13 protein-coding genes are annotated in these 16,498 nt (G+C 22.3%); 5 read left to right on the top strand and 8 right to left on the bottom strand.

The window, feature by feature from the left end; translation table 11 throughout:
* Position 1: 1 nt before the first annotated feature.
* From QZ146_RS05245 to QZ146_RS05235, 3 genes are all read right to left on the bottom strand, one after another.
* The gene (locus QZ146_RS05245) at positions 2 to 715 is read right to left on the bottom strand and encodes a hypothetical protein (protein WP_295722608.1); all 714 of its coding nucleotides are present in this window, start codon (positions 713 to 715) and stop codon (positions 2 to 4) included.
* Entirely contained in the window at positions 684 to 1,127 is a 444-nt protein-coding gene (locus tag QZ146_RS05240; RefSeq protein ID WP_295722607.1) for a glycosyltransferase family 2 protein, read from the bottom strand. The genes QZ146_RS05245 and QZ146_RS05240 overlap by 32 nt, the downstream gene beginning before the upstream one ends.
* Before the next feature lie 69 nt (positions 1,128 to 1,196).
* Positions 1,197 to 2,369, bottom strand: coding sequence for a glycosyltransferase (locus QZ146_RS05235; RefSeq protein WP_295722606.1), 1,173 nt, complete (start codon positions 2,367 to 2,369; stop codon positions 1,197 to 1,199).
* A 198-nt stretch (positions 2,370 to 2,567) separates the two neighbouring features.
* Between QZ146_RS05235 and QZ146_RS05230 the strand changes: the two genes are divergently transcribed.
* Positions 2,568 to 4,814 carry a CDP-glycerol glycerophosphotransferase family protein gene (locus tag QZ146_RS05230; protein ID WP_295722605.1) on the top strand — a complete coding sequence of 749 codons (2,247 nt, stop codon included), beginning with the start codon at positions 2,568 to 2,570 and terminating at the stop codon, positions 4,812 to 4,814.
* Between the two features lie 75 nt (positions 4,815 to 4,889).
* On the top strand, positions 4,890 to 7,535 hold the full coding sequence (locus QZ146_RS05225; protein ID WP_295722604.1) for a CDP-glycerol:glycerophosphate glycerophosphotransferase: 2,646 nt from the start codon (positions 4,890 to 4,892) through the stop codon (positions 7,533 to 7,535).
* 334 nt (positions 7,536 to 7,869) lie between these two features.
* Here QZ146_RS05225 and QZ146_RS05220 read toward each other — a convergent pair whose 3' ends face one another.
* From QZ146_RS05220 to QZ146_RS05200, 5 genes are all read right to left on the bottom strand, one after another.
* The gene (locus QZ146_RS05220; protein WP_295722602.1) at positions 7,870 to 8,214 is read right to left on the bottom strand and encodes a hypothetical protein; all 345 of its coding nucleotides are present in this window, start codon (positions 8,212 to 8,214) and stop codon (positions 7,870 to 7,872) included.
* A gap of 659 nt (positions 8,215 to 8,873) precedes the next feature.
* Positions 8,874 to 9,122: a UPF0147 family protein gene (locus QZ146_RS05215; protein WP_295722601.1), complete on the bottom strand. Its 249-nt coding sequence runs from the start codon at positions 9,120 to 9,122 to the stop codon at positions 8,874 to 8,876.
* A gap of 478 nt (positions 9,123 to 9,600) precedes the next feature.
* Entirely contained in the window at positions 9,601 to 9,855 is a 255-nt protein-coding gene (locus QZ146_RS05210) for a glycogen/starch synthase (RefSeq protein WP_295722600.1), read from the bottom strand.
* A gap of 292 nt (positions 9,856 to 10,147) precedes the next feature.
* Positions 10,148 to 10,738 (bottom strand): class II aldolase/adducin family protein, encoded by a 591-nt coding sequence (locus QZ146_RS05205; RefSeq protein ID WP_295722599.1) that lies wholly within the window; start codon positions 10,736 to 10,738, stop codon positions 10,148 to 10,150.
* A 152-nt stretch (positions 10,739 to 10,890) separates the two neighbouring features.
* Positions 10,891 to 12,705: a DNA-directed DNA polymerase II small subunit gene (locus QZ146_RS05200; protein ID WP_295722598.1), complete on the bottom strand. Its 1,815-nt coding sequence runs from the start codon at positions 12,703 to 12,705 to the stop codon at positions 10,891 to 10,893.
* Between the two features lie 940 nt (positions 12,706 to 13,645).
* On the opposite strand from QZ146_RS05200, the gene QZ146_RS05195 reads away from it, so the two are divergent.
* The 3 genes from QZ146_RS05195 (at position 13,646) to cobJ (ending at position 16,382) form a co-directional block, all read left to right on the top strand.
* The gene (locus tag QZ146_RS05195; protein WP_295722597.1) at positions 13,646 to 13,849 is read left to right on the top strand and encodes a hypothetical protein; all 204 of its coding nucleotides are present in this window, start codon (positions 13,646 to 13,648) and stop codon (positions 13,847 to 13,849) included.
* Between the two features lie 670 nt (positions 13,850 to 14,519).
* The gene (locus tag QZ146_RS05190; RefSeq protein ID WP_295722596.1) at positions 14,520 to 15,068 is read left to right on the top strand and encodes a hypothetical protein; all 549 of its coding nucleotides are present in this window, start codon (positions 14,520 to 14,522) and stop codon (positions 15,066 to 15,068) included.
* 243 nt (positions 15,069 to 15,311) lie between these two features.
* Complete coding sequence (gene cobJ / locus QZ146_RS05185) at positions 15,312 to 16,382, top strand: precorrin-3B C(17)-methyltransferase (protein WP_295722595.1); 1,071 nt, start codon at positions 15,312 to 15,314, stop codon at positions 16,380 to 16,382.
* Positions 16,383 to 16,498 lie beyond the last annotated feature (116 nt).

Here is a 16,498-nt window from a genome sequence, read left to right as displayed (position 1 = left end):
ATTAATTTTTACCTATTTTTGATTTAAAACGAACACTTAAATTATTTTTTTTATAATTTATCCACCCTTTAGTAGATTTAACAGTTTTAATTTCTTGGTTTAACCTTTGATTTTGTTTAAAATAAAAATTATAATTTCTTTCTTTTTCACGTATATAAATCAATTCATCTATTTTATCATCAATTAAAAAATCATACTTTATTTTATCAATCATACTAAGATTTCTAAACAGTTCCTTTGGATAAGTTTCAATAATCGGTTTTATGGTTTTGATTATAAATTCTCTATAATCTGAATTTCCAATATCAATTTGGTCTATAAATAATCGATAATCAATTTCTAGTAATTTAAAATGGTAAGAATCTAGAAGACAATTATATTTTTCATTTGATTTAAATAATTCATCTATTTTATTTATTATAAACATACGATCTGCTATATTTTTTTTATTTGTTCTATTTTGTGTAGTTGATTTATTTTGACTGTCTCTACGTCTTCTCCAATAGTATTTCACATCTGGTAGAACTCCAACAGAATCTGTAGAGCTAAATAATTCCATGGAAAATAATAAATCTTCATATAACCTATTAATAAATTCTATATTATTATCCATTATAAGACTTGTTTTAATTAATTTATTACAAGGGGAAGTATCATAGACAAATTCCTTATGTTCTAAAATACTAGTTTGTTTCATTTTGTATAGATTTTTCATGTAATTCACTTTCACCGATTATACCTTTCTTATCAAATCTTACAACATTAAATAATACCATATCAAGAAAGTTTTTTTCACAGAAGTTTAAAACTTTTTCATATCCATCTAAATCAATTTTATCATCACTATCCATAAAAGCAATATATTCGCCTTTAACTGATTTCAGGGCAATATTTCTAGCTATGGCTTGGCCTGTATTTTCTTTATTAAGTATAACTTTTATTCTATTATCTTTTGAGGCATATTTTTCTAATATTTCAGGTGAATTATCTTCAGATTTATCATCAATACAAATTATTTCAATATCTTCAAGACTTTGATTTACAAGACTATCTAAACACTCTTCTAAGTAATTAGCTGTGTTATATACAGGTACTATAATACTTATTTTCGGTTTATCTAAAGACATTTTATCACCAAAATTTTTTTTATATAATATTTCAATGGACTTTTATAAATTATTTTTATTATTATTAATTTAATTTAATTTTCCTTTAATATTTCTTAAGGGTTTTGTTATTTTCCAACTTGTAGATGAAAATATTTCATTTTGTGTTTTTTTAAGCTTTTTATTTTCTCTATTTATTTTTCTATATTCTGCTTTTAATCTTTTATATTCTTTTATATTATCATGATACCTTTTTTCATATATCTTATTATGTTTAATGATTCTTAAAAAATAATTATTCTTAAAATCACCATATTCTAAATTACTAAAAAACACATTAAATGGGTAATTTTTCTCAAAGAACGAAGAGTTTTTAAAGGTTTTATAATCATCAGATTCAAATAATTCATCTATATCTTCTTTTTTTAGAGTATTATCTTCAATATTATCTCGTATTCTATTAACATATGAGTATAAATTATTAGATATTAAAGCTGTTGTCATATATTCATTTATTTCAAAATCTTTGCATAATTTCAATATTGCAATATATGCTTTTAAGCTATTTTTAAGAGTTTTTAAGTTTATATTATGTGATACAGATTTATCTTCACTATCTCTAATATTATAATTATAAACAGAATAATTATTTATTAATATAAGTTTACTTGATTTAAAATAAGCTTCATTTACAAATATTAAGTCTTGAGCTGATATATCTTCTCTAAATTTAATATTTTTTTCTGTTAGTAGATCTTTCCTAAAGAGTTTTGAAGCTAATGCAGGAGCCAAATCCATTAATTTTAATTCTTCTTTAGGATTAGATATAATGGATGTTTTATCATCTGATTGGATTTTCTTCTCTTTTATAGTATTATCTGAATTTAAACGAGTGTATCCTCCAATAGCAATATCAATATCTTTATCCTGTGAAATTGCATCATATAATTTTTCCAATCCGTCAGTATTTAAATAATCATCACCATCTAAAAATAAAACATAATCTGAACTTGCATTTAGAATACCAATATTACGAGGCTTTCCTCCATATCCACTATTAGTATCTAGATGAATGACTTTTACATTAATATAATCATCTTCCCATTTATCAATTATTTGACTACTATTATCACTTGAGCAGTCATCAACAAATATTACTTCAATATTAGAAAAGCCAATACTTTGATTTTTAATACTTTTAAAATTTTTTTCAAGATATTTTTCAATATTAAAAACAGGTATAATAAGGGAAATTTTATACATAAAATCACATTAAGAATTTATCATTAGTAATTTATTTACTTTAATCTTTATAATATTGACTATTATTTTAAAATTAATTTTTTTCATGTAAATATAAATTTAATTAGTCTTATCTTTTCTAAATAATAATATATAAATAAAATTTTATATAAATAATAATTAAGAAATTTTAAATTATTTATTAATAAACGTGTTCATATGGATAAATCTAAATTTTCAATTATCATATCTCAGCAAGTATTTAATATATACTTTAAAGATTTTTATAAAAATATTAATTTTGATATTAATATCTATTTAATTTCTAAAGATAAATCCATTTATAAAAATTATCCTAATATTTCTATATTTTCTGATTTTGGTTCAATAATAGACTTAGGATTAGATAAAGATACAATTTATTTTTTATGTAAAAATGATTTAGATTTAATAAAAAATATTAATATTAAAAATAATTCTAATTTAATTATAATTGAAAGTGAAAAACTAAAAAACAATGAATTTATCCAGGAAAAAATCCATCATATGAATGATTTAATTAATATATATACAGAATCTAATAAATATTTTATTGAAAATCTATTACTATTTAATATTTTTGAAATCATTGAATTAAATTATGATGAATTTAGTAATTTTGAATATAAACAAATCATTTCTTCTATTTCTAATATTTTAACTTACATCTCTAAAGAAACTATTATTGGCGAATCTTATTTAAATAAAGATATTAAATCATTTTTAATATTTATTAGAAATAATCAGGAATATACACTGGATTCTAAAGATAAAACTGTTTTATTATATACTGATGATTATTTAATTGATGATTTGGCTAGTGAAAATATTAAAATAGATTTTCTTGATTTAAAAGATGGAATTTTAAACATTGACGGGTATTTTAAATCTAATTTTTATTATGATAGTCTAGATTTTGAAGCTATTTTAGAAGGCAACGGTGAAAAAATAGTATATAATTCTAGGTTATTAGAATATCCATTAACTGATAGAAGAACTTATAAATATTTAGGTATGGACTGGTTATTTTATTATAATTTCAATATTAAATTAGTTTTAGATGAATCTCAAGACTATAAACTAGTTTTAAAAACAATATTCACCGAAGCAGATTATAAGATTATAATTAAAAACAAGATATCCTTTAGAAAGCATGCTAATTTATCTCATTATACTAATTATACATGTCTAGGCACTAAACTTTTAGAATTTAGAGAAAATTCTTTTTATATTCGGGATTATTCAACTGGTAATATGTTAAAATTTGAGTTTAAATCTTTATTGCGGATTATTAAATCTAAAAAGCCATTTTGGCATAAGGCTATTTTTATGAGAATCCTTTATTTAATTTTAAAACCATTCTATAAAAATAAAAAAATATTTTTATTTGAAGATAGGCCACTACAAGCAGATGATAATGGGGAAATTTTATTTAAATATGCAATGGATCAAAAAGACAATATAGATAAATATTTTATCATTGATAAAAATACAGATGATTATAAAAGATTATCTAAGGATTATAAGAATATTATTCCGTTTAAATCTTTAAAACATAAAATATTATATCTTTTTGCAGATAAACATTTCTCAAGTCATATAGATAGGGTATTTTTAAATCCATTTAACGATGAATCTCCAGAATTTTATAATAGTTTAATTAAATTTAGAAGGTATTTCATTCAACATGGAGTAATACAATCTGATTTATCCCATTGGATTAGAAGATATTATCATAATCTAGATTTATTTTTAACATCCTCTCCCTATGAGAGAGATTCTATAATAAATGGTTATTATAATTATGATAAAGATATAGTTCAACTACTAGGCCTTCCACGTTATGATTATTTAGAAAATAAAAACGATCTTAATAAAGATATATTATTCATGCCTACATGGAGAAAATATATAAAAAATAAAGAAGAATTTTTAAATTCTGATTATTATAAAAGATTAAACAGATTTTTTAATAATAAAAAATTAAAAGAAAATCTTTTAAAATTTGGATATAAAATTGTTTTTAAACCTCATTATAATATCTTAGAGTATTTGGATTATTTAGATATTGATGAGGAGTATGTAAGAATTGCAGATGAATCTTATAGAGACTTATTTAACTTTTCTTCACTTCTTATTACAGATTATTCTTCTGTATTTTTCGATTTTGCATATTTAAAAAAACCAATAATATATTATCAAGAAAAAGATGAATATCATTTTAATAAAGGTTATTTTGACTATAAAACTATGGGATTTGGAGATATTATTCAAGATGAGGATAAATTAGTTGATTTAATCATTCATTATATGGAAAATAATTGTAAAATTACTAAGAAGTATAAACAAAGAGTAGAGACCTTTTTTGAATATAATGATAAAAATAATTCTAAAAGAGTTTATAATTGGAGCTTAAAGGAAAATTAAGTACTAATTATAAAAATATAAATAATATTAATTAAATATAATCAATTAGCTTTAAATTATTATTTCGGTGAATTTATGAGTAAAAAATTTAAATTTTCTATTATTATTTCTCTTTTTGAATCTCAATCTTATATTAATGAGTCATTAGATTCAATTATTAATCAATCATTAAATTTTGAAGATAATGTACAAATTATCATAGTAGATAATGGTAGTATTGATAATAGTAATGAAATAATAAGTCAGTATAAATCAAAGTATCCTGAAAATATAATTTTATTGTCTAAGGAGAATAAGGGTTTTGAAGATTCTTGTAATTATGCTTTAAATTATATTGAAGGAGAATATGTAAATTTTTTACTTGCTAACGATAAACTTTCAAAAGATACATTAAAAGAAGTTTATAATTTTTTTAAAAACAATTATAATGAAATTGATATAGTAAATATTCCTGTTGTAATATTTTCAACTCAGATGAATAAGTATTATTTGGAATATATGGACTTAAATAAAAAATTAGTAGTTAATTTAGATGAAAAGCCTACACAATCAATTTTACCATATTATAGTAATTTTATTAAATCAGATTTAATAAAAAATTTTCAATTTGATACTAATTTAGTTAGCGGTGCTGTTAATTTAATAATCACTGAAATTTTACTTAAAAAAAGAGCATATGGGGCTGTATATACTTCAAGATATTTCTTTAGAAAAAGAAATACAGATGATAGATTTGTTGAAGACCCTATTACTAAAAGGAATTTTACAGAAAAAATCAAATTATTCTACTTAAAATTAATTGACATATCAAAAGATCATAATGGCCGTGTTCCTAATTTTATTCAACATATTATTATTAAAGAACTTACAGAAATTGTTTTAGTTGAAGATTTATATCAATACTTAGATACTCAAGAAGAAATCGATGAATTCTGGGATTATTTTCATAAAATTTTACCTATATTTGATGAAGAATTTGTATATTCCGATAATAAGGTTCGAGATAGTGTAAAATCATTTTTAATATATTTAAAAAATAAAGAGTTCCATATAGAAACATATCCAGAGAAAAAAGAGGTTTATTTAAAAACCAACGATTATATAATCTGTAAACTCCACAGACATGTTATTCGTTTTGATATTATAAATTTCCACAATGGAGTATTGAATTTTTCAGGAAGTGTTTTAAGTCGTTGTGATAATAGTACATTTTATATTGAAGCAGTAAAAACAGATGATAAAGGTAACCAACTAGTTTATAAAAGTAAATTCTTTGAGTATGTAACTACTGGTCGTAAATCTCGTAAATTTTTAGGTATCTGGTGGAATTATTATCATCATTTTGATGTAAGTGTTCCAGTTAATAATGATAATAAATGTAAAATTAATTTTAGATTAGTCTATAATGAAAATGGAAAGGAAGTTATTATAGATAATAGAATTGATTTTAGACAATTTCCAGGTATGTCAAAATTTAATAATTATTTTGTTAAAGAGTCTAAAATTATTTACTTTAAACTTAAAACATTCTATTTTGAACCATTTTCTTATAAGAGAATGCTTCATTTAGAAGCTTATTCATTTGGAAAAATTATACTTAAAAAAGAAAAAGATTTAAAATCAGCTTTATTCTATAAATTTGCTAGATTAATATTATTCCCTTTTATGCAAAATAAGAATATTTGGCTATTTATTGATAGGGATGAAGTTGCAGATGATAATGCAGAACAGCTATTTAAATATTCCTATGAAATTGATGATAATATTAATAAATATTTCCTTATAAAAGAGGATAGCCCTGATTATAAGAGATTAAAAGATGATTATGGTAGTAGTATTGTTCCCTTCTCATCAGTTAAACATAAAATACTTTATTTCTTTGCAGATAAAATCATATCTTCACAAATTACAAGAAGCCTTATAAATCCATATAAAAATACATATGTTTTTGAAGGTTTATCTTCACATGAGTTTTGTTTTATACAACATGGTGTAATTCTACATGATTTATCTAGCTGGATTAGAAAATATAATAGACAAATGCTATTATTTGTTACAAGCTCTCCATTAGAACGTGATTCTATTGTAAATGGCTACTATAATTATGGAAAAGATGTTGTTCAAACTTTAGGTCTTGCAAGATATGATAATTTAGTGGATGATTCTAAATGTGAAATACTGTTTATGCCTACTTGGAGAAGAAAATTAGATACAGAAGATCAATTTATAAATTCAGATTATTTTAAATACTTAAAAAGTTTTTTAAATAATGATAAATTAATTGAATTTTTAGATAAAAAAGGATACACCCTGGTATTTAGACCTCATCCTAATTTATGGAAGTTTATACATCTATTTGATTTTAATGATAATATTAAAATTTCAGATGTACCTTATAGGGATATGTTTAGGGATGCATCACTAATGGTTACAGATTACTCTTCAGTTTTCTTTGATTTTGCCTACTTGAAAAAACCTGTTTTATATTATCAAAAAGAATCATTTGACGATTTTCATTATGGTAAAGGATATTTTGACTATGAAACCATGGCATTTGGAGAAATTGTTCAAAATGAAGATGAATTAGTCCAGATGATAATGAAATATGTTGAAAATAACTGTAAAATGAAAGATGAATATAAATCAAGAGTTGATAAGTTTTTCAAATTTAATGATAAAAATAATAGAAAAAGATTATATGATTGGATAAAAAATCATTAAATAAGATTTTTAATTAATGGGAAATATATACTAATCCTTGAAAAGTATGTGAAATATTGAATATAACTTATTTTACAATCATATTATCCAGATTTAATCAATCGTAGATGTATATGTAAATTAAATCTGAAAAAGAATAGGAAAATTTAAACAGAATTAATAGAAATATTTAAAAATACTAAAAAAAAATTTGATTTAACATCATTTTAGGAAATGGATGGATAATATTTAGGCTAAAACGATATTAAATTAATTATTTATCCGAATAGTTTATGCCAAGATGCCTTCCAGCAGTTATAGCTGTATCAATGAGATTATTCTTCTGCTTCAATATTTAATCAACTGGATGGGTTTTTACACTGAACATATAATTCAATAATTCACTTTGATAATAATCAACAGTTTTATTAGTAAGTAGCTTTGTAAGTTTTGATAAATGATTAGGCGCCTTTTCAGCACTAAAAACTAAACAAAAAGATACAGAATGATACTTAAATCTAATATCTTCTAGTTTTTGTAAATTTGTTAAAAATTCATAATTATCTGTTGAATTATACAGGTATTTGTTTTCTAATCGAATAGCCTCATATCTCAAATCATAAAGCCTTAAATCGTAGGGACCAATCACAGTACGATTACGTATCTCTTGGCAATAATTTCTAATTTCTTCACGGGTCATATTTTCTTTAAGTTCTTTTACATATATTTTTTCAGAATTATCATTTGATACTTTATTTTTTAGCTTTATATCCTGCTTTATACTATTTGGTGTATGATTATCAGAGGTGTTTGTGTGATTTTCATTAGAAGTATCTGTTTTATTTTTGTCTGATGTATTATTATTTGATCGATTGTGTCAGTGGTATCTACTTTTTCATCATGGTCACTTTAGAAAATTAAATGATTTTTAGAAAATTATAATGTATCAAAACTTTTTTTAAGTCTAATCTTTTTAAAAATCCATTTAGTTTTTATATTATTTTTTTAATTTAATTAAAAAAGTTTTTTAGAAAAAATCAGTAAACATGTTTAAAAAATAAAAAAATTGAATTAAATTGGTTTTGCAATTATATTATAAACTCCATCTGTTAATTTATTTATATATTTAGTAACAACATCTCTTGAAAGGATATATGTAACTATATTCTATAAATATTATAATATTTTTATAATTATATAATATATATTATATTTAAATTAATTAATATTTAAAAATATAAATTTTAAAAAGTTTTTAAATATTTTTTTTAAAAAAAGAGTAGATTAAAGTTTTTTTATAATTTTCTTATATAAAAAAGTATTTTATTTAATAAATTAATAAAAATAGAATTAATTTGATTATATAGATTCTAATTTACTTAAAATCTCCCAAATTAATGTTCTTGCATGTACAGGGATATTAGGATCATTACTAATATTATCTAAGATTACAATTACAGCACTAGCTCTCACTGTCTCATCTTCTTCTTCATTACTTAATATTTCTATTGATTCTTCAGCTGCTCTTCTTATATTACGTGGAACAGTATTGTTTTCTATGATAAAAGTTAATATTTCTGTGACCTCTTCAAATATCTCATTAGCCATTTAATCCTCTCCTTAATTTTTGATTTTATTAAGTTTATAAATATAGTTATTAATAGTTAATCTATATGTTTTTTATATTTTGTGGTATTAATAATTTTTGGCTCTTTGAAAAACTTGTCTGATTTTTATTATTTTTCATTAATATTATTGGGTATTTTTCTATTAATTAATATTTGATAGTTTTTTATAGCTATAATACCTAATCTACAGATATAAGCAATTAATGGAATATTTTTATCAATTTTTTAAATTGAATTTTTTTTGCAATTCTAATTTAGAATTTTATTTGATTTTAATAAATCTTTTAAAATCCTCAGAAAATCTATTATAACAACTAAGGTCTAAACTATTGAGAAAACCTTGAATATTCTTTTTACAGTATAAATATTGTAAACCAACTCCAATTCTGTAAATTTAATGGATTCGGCATAATCTGGACTAACTGTTAATCCATAATATGAGTTTGTAACTGCTATTTTTAATAAATTAAGTTCTTCTTCTGCAATTCATCATCAATGTAGTAATTAAATAATTCTTTGGGAGAAGATTCATTAAATTCATATATTCCTTGGAAATAGGCATTATGAATTGATACAATATATTTAGACTTTAAGTTTTTATTTTTACAGATATAAGGAACAAATCCTTCATGATAATCATTAATATGGATTATATCAGGATTTAAAGATTTTTGTTCAATGAGTTCATTATTGAACGAGAAAAAAAGGCCCATCTAATTCTCAAATTCTGTGCTTAATATAATAATTTTATTAAAATCACTTTTTAATAAATTTTAGCTTGTTGGAAAATAAATTATAAATGAAGAACTTCTATTTATTTTTAGAACCTTAATTATTTATTTCCCATCTAAAAGAATTTATATATTAAAAATTTAAATTTAGAGTTTATGATTGGTAGATTTAAATAATATTCCTATTTAATCTATATTATTAAACATGAAGTTGAAATTTAATAAATCAAACTCAAGTAATACTATCTAGAATAAAATATTTAAAAGCAACGTTCTATTTAATGGAATTTAACATATTAGCAATAAATTGTGTTTTAGCTGAATATTCTACAAATTCTGCTAGGTCACTTGCTTCAAGAAGATTTATTCCTGTTGTAATAATCCCATGTTCTTTTAAAACTAAAACATCCATGTCTTCACTTTTTGAAAATGCATCTCCAACTGCTTCAGCTAATTCTACAGTTCCTGGTTTTATATATTCAATTTGAGCTAAGTAAGGAATATTTATCGGGCCAAAACCTTCATATCTTTTAATTTTTTTATGTGAATGTGCAAAACCGGTAGCATATGGAGAGTGTGTATGAACTATAGCTTTAATATCTTCACGTTTTTTATAAATATTACAATGCATATAAACTTCAGATGAAGGTTTATTATTTTCTATTGCATTTCCATCCAAATCGACAATTGCTATATCTTCTTCTTTTAAAATTCCAAGTGATAATAATGTTGGTGATATTGCAATTAACTTATTACCCTCTGAATCTGTAAATTTAATACTTATATTACCTGATTTACCTGGTGTTAATTCTTTATCATACACTTTTTTAGAATAATCTACAATTAATTTTTTTACATTTTCCATAATATCACTAACAATGAAATTTATAATCTAATTATGTTTTTAATATTTAAAAAATTATTTAAAATTTCTTTTAATCTTAAAAAAATATTTTTAATTAAATTTTGTAAAGATAATGGAATTCATTCTATTTGTTAAAATATATATTAATATTATTAGACAAATTTTAACTGTTTATAAACACCTTTATCAAGTATGGGAACTTCTGCTGGTGTTGGAACAATATTGTAAATCTTCTGGAACTCTGTTTGAGTTTGGAATGTTCCAGAATTAATTAAATGTATACCATTATAGACTCTGTGGGTGTTAATATGTACATGTCCTGTATGGAAAACATCTGGCACATCTTCAATTACAAGATAATCCTCAAGTTCTGATGCAAGAGGAGTTCTTTCACCGTAAATAGGAGCTAAATGTCGTTTTTTAAGTAATTCTTCCATAAGAATATCATTTCTCTCATGTGAAAATCCTTTTACACTCATTGCTAAATCATCGAAGCTACGGCCATGATAAATTAAAACCTTTATTCCATCAAGTGATACATAACCTGGATTTGAAATAAATTCAACATTATCTAACTCATATAATGCATTTGCATATTTTTCAGGTACAGCTGGTTGAGGTTCAGCAACTCTTGATGCATCGTGGTTTCCAGGGGATATAATAATTTTAATATCTTTTCTTATTTGACCTAAATAACTAGCAGCTTTATCATATTGCTGGCGAATATCTTTAATTTCAAGTTCTTTTTCTTGGTTTGGATAAACACCTATACCATCCACAATATCTCCACCAATAATAAGGTATTTAACATCTTTTGCAATGGCCACTTGTTCTTCATTACCATATTCACAATTTATCCACATGATAAACCTTTCAAATGCTTCAGGAAGGAATGTTTTACTTCCAATATGAACATCAGATAAAAATACTATTCCAAAGTCCATTTCTTTTTTAGCTATTCTTGGTACATCTGGATGAATAATTTGATTTGCAATTGCAAGTTTATTATCTCCTGACATTTTACTTGCAAGTATACCAACTACTTCGTCTTTTACAAGTTTTTCAGCATCACTCATAAGCTCAGCATTATCTTTACTTACTAAAATAGGAATTTGCCCTGTATCATCTTCAAATTCAATTAATTTATGTCCATTTTTAGTTGTTCTAACTTCATTAACCATTAAAATTAATGCTAAATCAGTTTGATCCCTGTTTATATCTTCTATTTTTTGTGCAAGTTTTAAATCAGGCCTTTGTAATAGTATTTTTGATTCTTTCTCATAACGACTTGCAAAATAACTAATTAAGTTACTAATCTCACCACTAGTATATGACTTTTTACTTGTATCTTGTAGTATTTGAAAGTCATATTTTACATTAGTTTTTTCCAGATTTCTTCTATAAATAGAATGTTTTGATTTTGGATTTTTAATGTTTTCGATCTTTTCAGGTTTAATATCAGTTCCAGGATTATATCTAATTTCAGATGCATCAAATTCATTATTTTCTGCTTGATTATCATATAATCCTTTTTTATCCTCTTCTTCTTTAGGGGTAAGATTGATATTTGGACTTTTTTCTGTTTCATCTGCTTGTATAAATTCCTTTTTATCAATGGTTTTAAAAGAATTATTATTCTCTTTAATAGTTTCTTTGTGAAAATTATTATCTTTTTTAGAATCTTCTCTTGGAGAACTTGATAGTTGTTTATTGTTATCTTTATTATCAGTATTTTCAGAATTTTTTTTATTATATTCAGTATTTGAAATATCTATACCTAAAATATCACAAACTATCTCTTTTGAAACTGATACATAATCATCTTTATCATAATCTCCACTTTTTAATTTTACAATTAAAGATGAGGTTAAATTTTTAGAATCATCAGATTCTAAAATCATTTCGTAAGCTTTTGGAGATAAATTAATACCTTTTTTTGCAAATTTAAGTAAAATATCTGAAGACATGTAAATCCATCAAATTTATAATCTATTTTTTTTTTAAAAAATCATTTAAAGCTTTTATTTTTAATTTAAACTTTATTTAGATATTTTTGAAAAATAATAATTTAATTTAAACTTTTCATTATTACATTATAATATAATTTTAAAATTATTTATAATTTGGGCTTTGTAGAATTTCTATTTGGTTTTTGTAAAAATTTTTTTAATTATAGATTTTTTCATTATTTTTATATAAATTTTTAAAAAAAAACATTTTCCTATGTGTATTTTTATTATTATAGTTTAAATATTTGTCTAATAATAAAAATAATAAATTTTTAATACAATAATTTCACTAATACGAAATATTAAGAAATATATACCTAAATACATACTAGTAGATAGAGCATATGATACTAACTATCAGAAAATCTATAAACTAAAAGCAAAATCATGATCAAATACCATTAAAAAACCGATTAAAAACGGAAAATACAGATTAAAAAGTATAAATTTAAAAAAGAAATATATTCAAGAAGTATTAACGTAGAATCCATTTTTAGTGTAATAAAAAGAATATTTAATGTAACAATAGATGCAGAATCTTACAACTATTTAATAAAGAAACAAAAATCATAAATAAAATGTATAATATTTATAGATTAACTTAAATTCGATGAAAATTAGGATTTTTATAAAGCAAAAAAAAAAGAAAAAAGTATTAGAGTTATTGTATAACTCTTAATATAGGTTTTACAATTATTTTTACTTTTTTACTTATTTGATTGAAGTAATAGTTTCCTGTAACTGTTATAACTGCATTGTATATGCCTTTTTTATTAAGGTTATATATTTAAATGTTGCTTGGCCTTTACTGTTAGTTTTAGTTGTGTATGTTTTGCCTTTAACTTTTAATGTTATTTTTTTGTTTTTAATTGCTTTGTTTTGATTTTTTAGGTTTATTGTGTATTTTTTAGGTAATGTTTTGATTTTAAATCTTGCAGATTTTGCAGTTATTTTTGGTGTAGCTTTTTTGACTGTAACATTTACTGATGCAGAGGAAACTTTATATTTACCTGATCCTGCATATGTAATCCTTGCTTGGTATGTTTTTGGACTTGTTGTAGGAACTTTGATATTAATTTGTCCATTATCATCAGTAGTATAATTTTTGCTTTTACCTAATATTTTGACTGTTAATATTTCTCCTATTATAGGTTTACCGTCTGCGTCATTTAATGTAATTACTAAATCTTTATCTAAATCATAATATGTGGTTATAGATTTTGCAATTATATGGATTTAATAAAATATTTGATTTCTAGAAATATTTATTCTTATTGCATTCAAGTTAAACAATTGAATAAAAATATTTAATATTAATATTTTTTAAAATTAATGTAAAAAATAGAAATTGACTTTTATAATAATTTTTTACAAAAATCAAATAGGATTTCTACAAAGTCACAATTTGTTTATAATTTTTTTATATTAATTATATATTCTTAAAATAATATTTTCTTAAAAATTTTTTCTTATTTTGAAAATAAAGACTTATTATACATTTTTTATATAATATTTTTAAATTTATCCCATAATCCATTAAATAATTACTATAAATAATAAATTCACTAAAAATTTTAGTTTTTCATATAATTTTTTAATACTTGTAAATTTAAAAAAGTCTAATAAACTAAATAAATATTAAAAATTAGGTATGTTTTTATATTACTTTAATTAAATATATAATAACGAATATAAGAATTTCTAATAATTTTTTAAAATTATTCTAAATTTTATAATTATTACGATTTATTTATAATTTAAAAAGTGATAAAATGAATAAAGCCCTTAAAGGAATACTTATAATTATTTTATTTATCGGTTTTTTTGAAGCTGGATTATTGAGCTCTTATACAATTGTAACTTCTCAAGTTCCAGATGTAAAAGGTTTAATAGATTTACAATTCGATACTATAGGTAATATTTTCTCTCAAGAAAATTTTAATAGTGTTGTAATTAAAGATCCATCTACTATTAATGTAACAAATAAAGAGGACTTTGTAAGTACACTGAAGGAGCAGGCGGGAGTAGATGATATAGATTATAATAATTTAACTATAGCTACATATAATGATGATGATGAAGATGTAATCGATTTAAATATTACAGCTTATGGATATTCAGCACCTACATCATCTAGTGTAATTAGTTCAACTCCTGATTATAAAATAATAGCTACAGGTACAGCTAATGAAACTTATGATGGTTATAAAGTTAATTTAGATTCTATAACTATTGTATCTATTTTCAAAATATATGATTCAGATGCTGTTGATGTTGGAAACAATCAAAATAATAATACAACAGAAACATATTCATATTAAGTTAAAAATTGTTTTTTATTTTAATTTCAAATATTAAATGAGTTTAAGCTTAAGTTTTATTAAATCCTTAAACTTATTTATTTATATAATTTCATTCTTGTTTTCAAATAGTTTAGCTAATTAAAATAATATTTAGATTTTATCAAAACTAGTTAAGTTTATTAACAATTAATATAAAGAATTATTAATTAGCTTAAATTAAATTAATAATACTATTTTTTATTTAAAATTCATGTTGATAATATGATAAATATAATTGGAATTGGACAAAATAGGGAGAATATGACATTAGCAGCATTAAATGCATTGAAAGAATCTGATGTTATAGTAGGTTATGAAAAATACATTGACTCTATATCTGATATTATTGAAGGAAAAGAAATTATTAAAAAAGGTATGGGGGATGAAGTTAAAAGAGTTGAAATGGCTATAGAGAAAAGTCTTGAGGGTAATACTGTTTCTATTGTTTCATCTGGAGATCCTGGTGTTTTTGGAATGGCAAATGTTCTTTTTCAAATTATAGGTAAATATGATAATATTGAACTTAAAATTTATCCTGGAATATCTGCCCTAAATTATTCTGCTTCACTTTTAGGTGCACCATTACATGATTTTGCAGCTATTAGTTTAAGTGACCTTTTAACTCCTCAAGCAGAAATTGAAAATAAACTGCATCATGCATTATTATCTAATCTTATTATAGCTATTTATAATCCAATTAGTAAATCAAGAAAAGAGCCATTTAGAATGTTTAAAAAATTAGTTTTAGATATTCGAGGTGTTGATACATTAATAGGTATTGTAAATAGTGAAACTTATCCTTCTAAAGTTAAAATTGTTAAAATTCAGGATTTGGATGAAGATAAAATTAATATGTCTACAACATTAATTGTTGGAAATAAAATGACATATGAAGATAATGGATATATGATTACACCAAGAGGATATGTAATCAAATATAAATTACATCCAATGACTGTAGAGTTTTACAAGAGTTTTATCAGAGGTGAAACTCCTACAGGTCCAAATACAGATTGTGAATTTTATCCATGTCATGAAGAAGGACAATTCTGCGACTTCTGTTATTGTCCATTTTATCCTTGTGGAGACTCTTCAACAGGTGGTAAATGGATAAAAAATAAGAACATTTGGAATTGTAAAGATTGTATGTGGATACATAAAAAAGAAAATATTGACTGTGTAAAGGGAGAAATTGTTAATATGATTAAGGAACCTAAAGACCTTGTAAAAAATAAAAAAGCTCTTCTTAAATTACGTAGAGCTTGTATATTAAAAAATCCTAAACATGATTAGTTTTCTATTATTTATTTTATTTTAGTTTATTATTTTAATTAAGTATTTATTATTTAAATCATATTTATTTATTTTTACTCTTATTTTATTATTTTTCTAATTAGTTTTACTTTTAT

The sequence above is a fragment of the uncultured Methanobrevibacter sp. genome (assembly GCF_905235195.1).
Classification (GTDB): domain Archaea; phylum Methanobacteriota; class Methanobacteria; order Methanobacteriales; family Methanobacteriaceae; genus Methanarmilla.
The sequence above is the reverse complement of the archived record's forward strand: the minus strand, read 5'-3'. Positions and strand labels throughout refer to the sequence as shown.

Coding starts and splice junctions, on each gene's coding strand:
- QZ146_RS05245 (WP_295722608.1), bottom strand. CDS start 715: ATGAAAAATCTATACAAAATGAAACAAACTAGTATTTTAGAACATAAG.
- QZ146_RS05240 (WP_295722607.1), bottom strand. CDS start 1,127: ATGTCTTTAGATAAACCGAAAATAAGTATTATAGTACCTGTATATAAC.
- QZ146_RS05235 (WP_295722606.1), bottom strand. CDS start 2,369: ATGTATAAAATTTCCCTTATTATACCTGTTTTTAATATTGAAAAATAT.
- QZ146_RS05230 (WP_295722605.1), top strand. CDS start 2,568: ATGGATAAATCTAAATTTTCAATTATCATATCTCAGCAAGTATTTAAT.
- QZ146_RS05225 (WP_295722604.1), top strand. CDS start 4,890: ATGAGTAAAAAATTTAAATTTTCTATTATTATTTCTCTTTTTGAATCT.
- QZ146_RS05220 (WP_295722602.1), bottom strand. CDS start 8,214: ATGACCCGTGAAGAAATTAGAAATTATTGCCAAGAGATACGTAATCGT.
- QZ146_RS05215 (WP_295722601.1), bottom strand. CDS start 9,122: ATGGCTAATGAGATATTTGAAGAGGTCACAGAAATATTAACTTTTATC.
- QZ146_RS05210 (WP_295722600.1), bottom strand. CDS start 9,855: ATGGGCCTTTTTTTCTCGTTCAATAATGAACTCATTGAACAAAAATCT.
- QZ146_RS05205 (WP_295722599.1), bottom strand. CDS start 10,738: ATGGAAAATGTAAAAAAATTAATTGTAGATTATTCTAAAAAAGTGTAT.
- QZ146_RS05200 (WP_295722598.1), bottom strand. CDS start 12,705: ATGTCTTCAGATATTTTACTTAAATTTGCAAAAAAAGGTATTAATTTA.
- QZ146_RS05190 (WP_295722596.1), top strand. CDS start 14,520: ATGAATAAAGCCCTTAAAGGAATACTTATAATTATTTTATTTATCGGT.
- cobJ (WP_295722595.1), top strand. CDS start 15,312: ATGATAAATATAATTGGAATTGGACAAAATAGGGAGAATATGACATTA.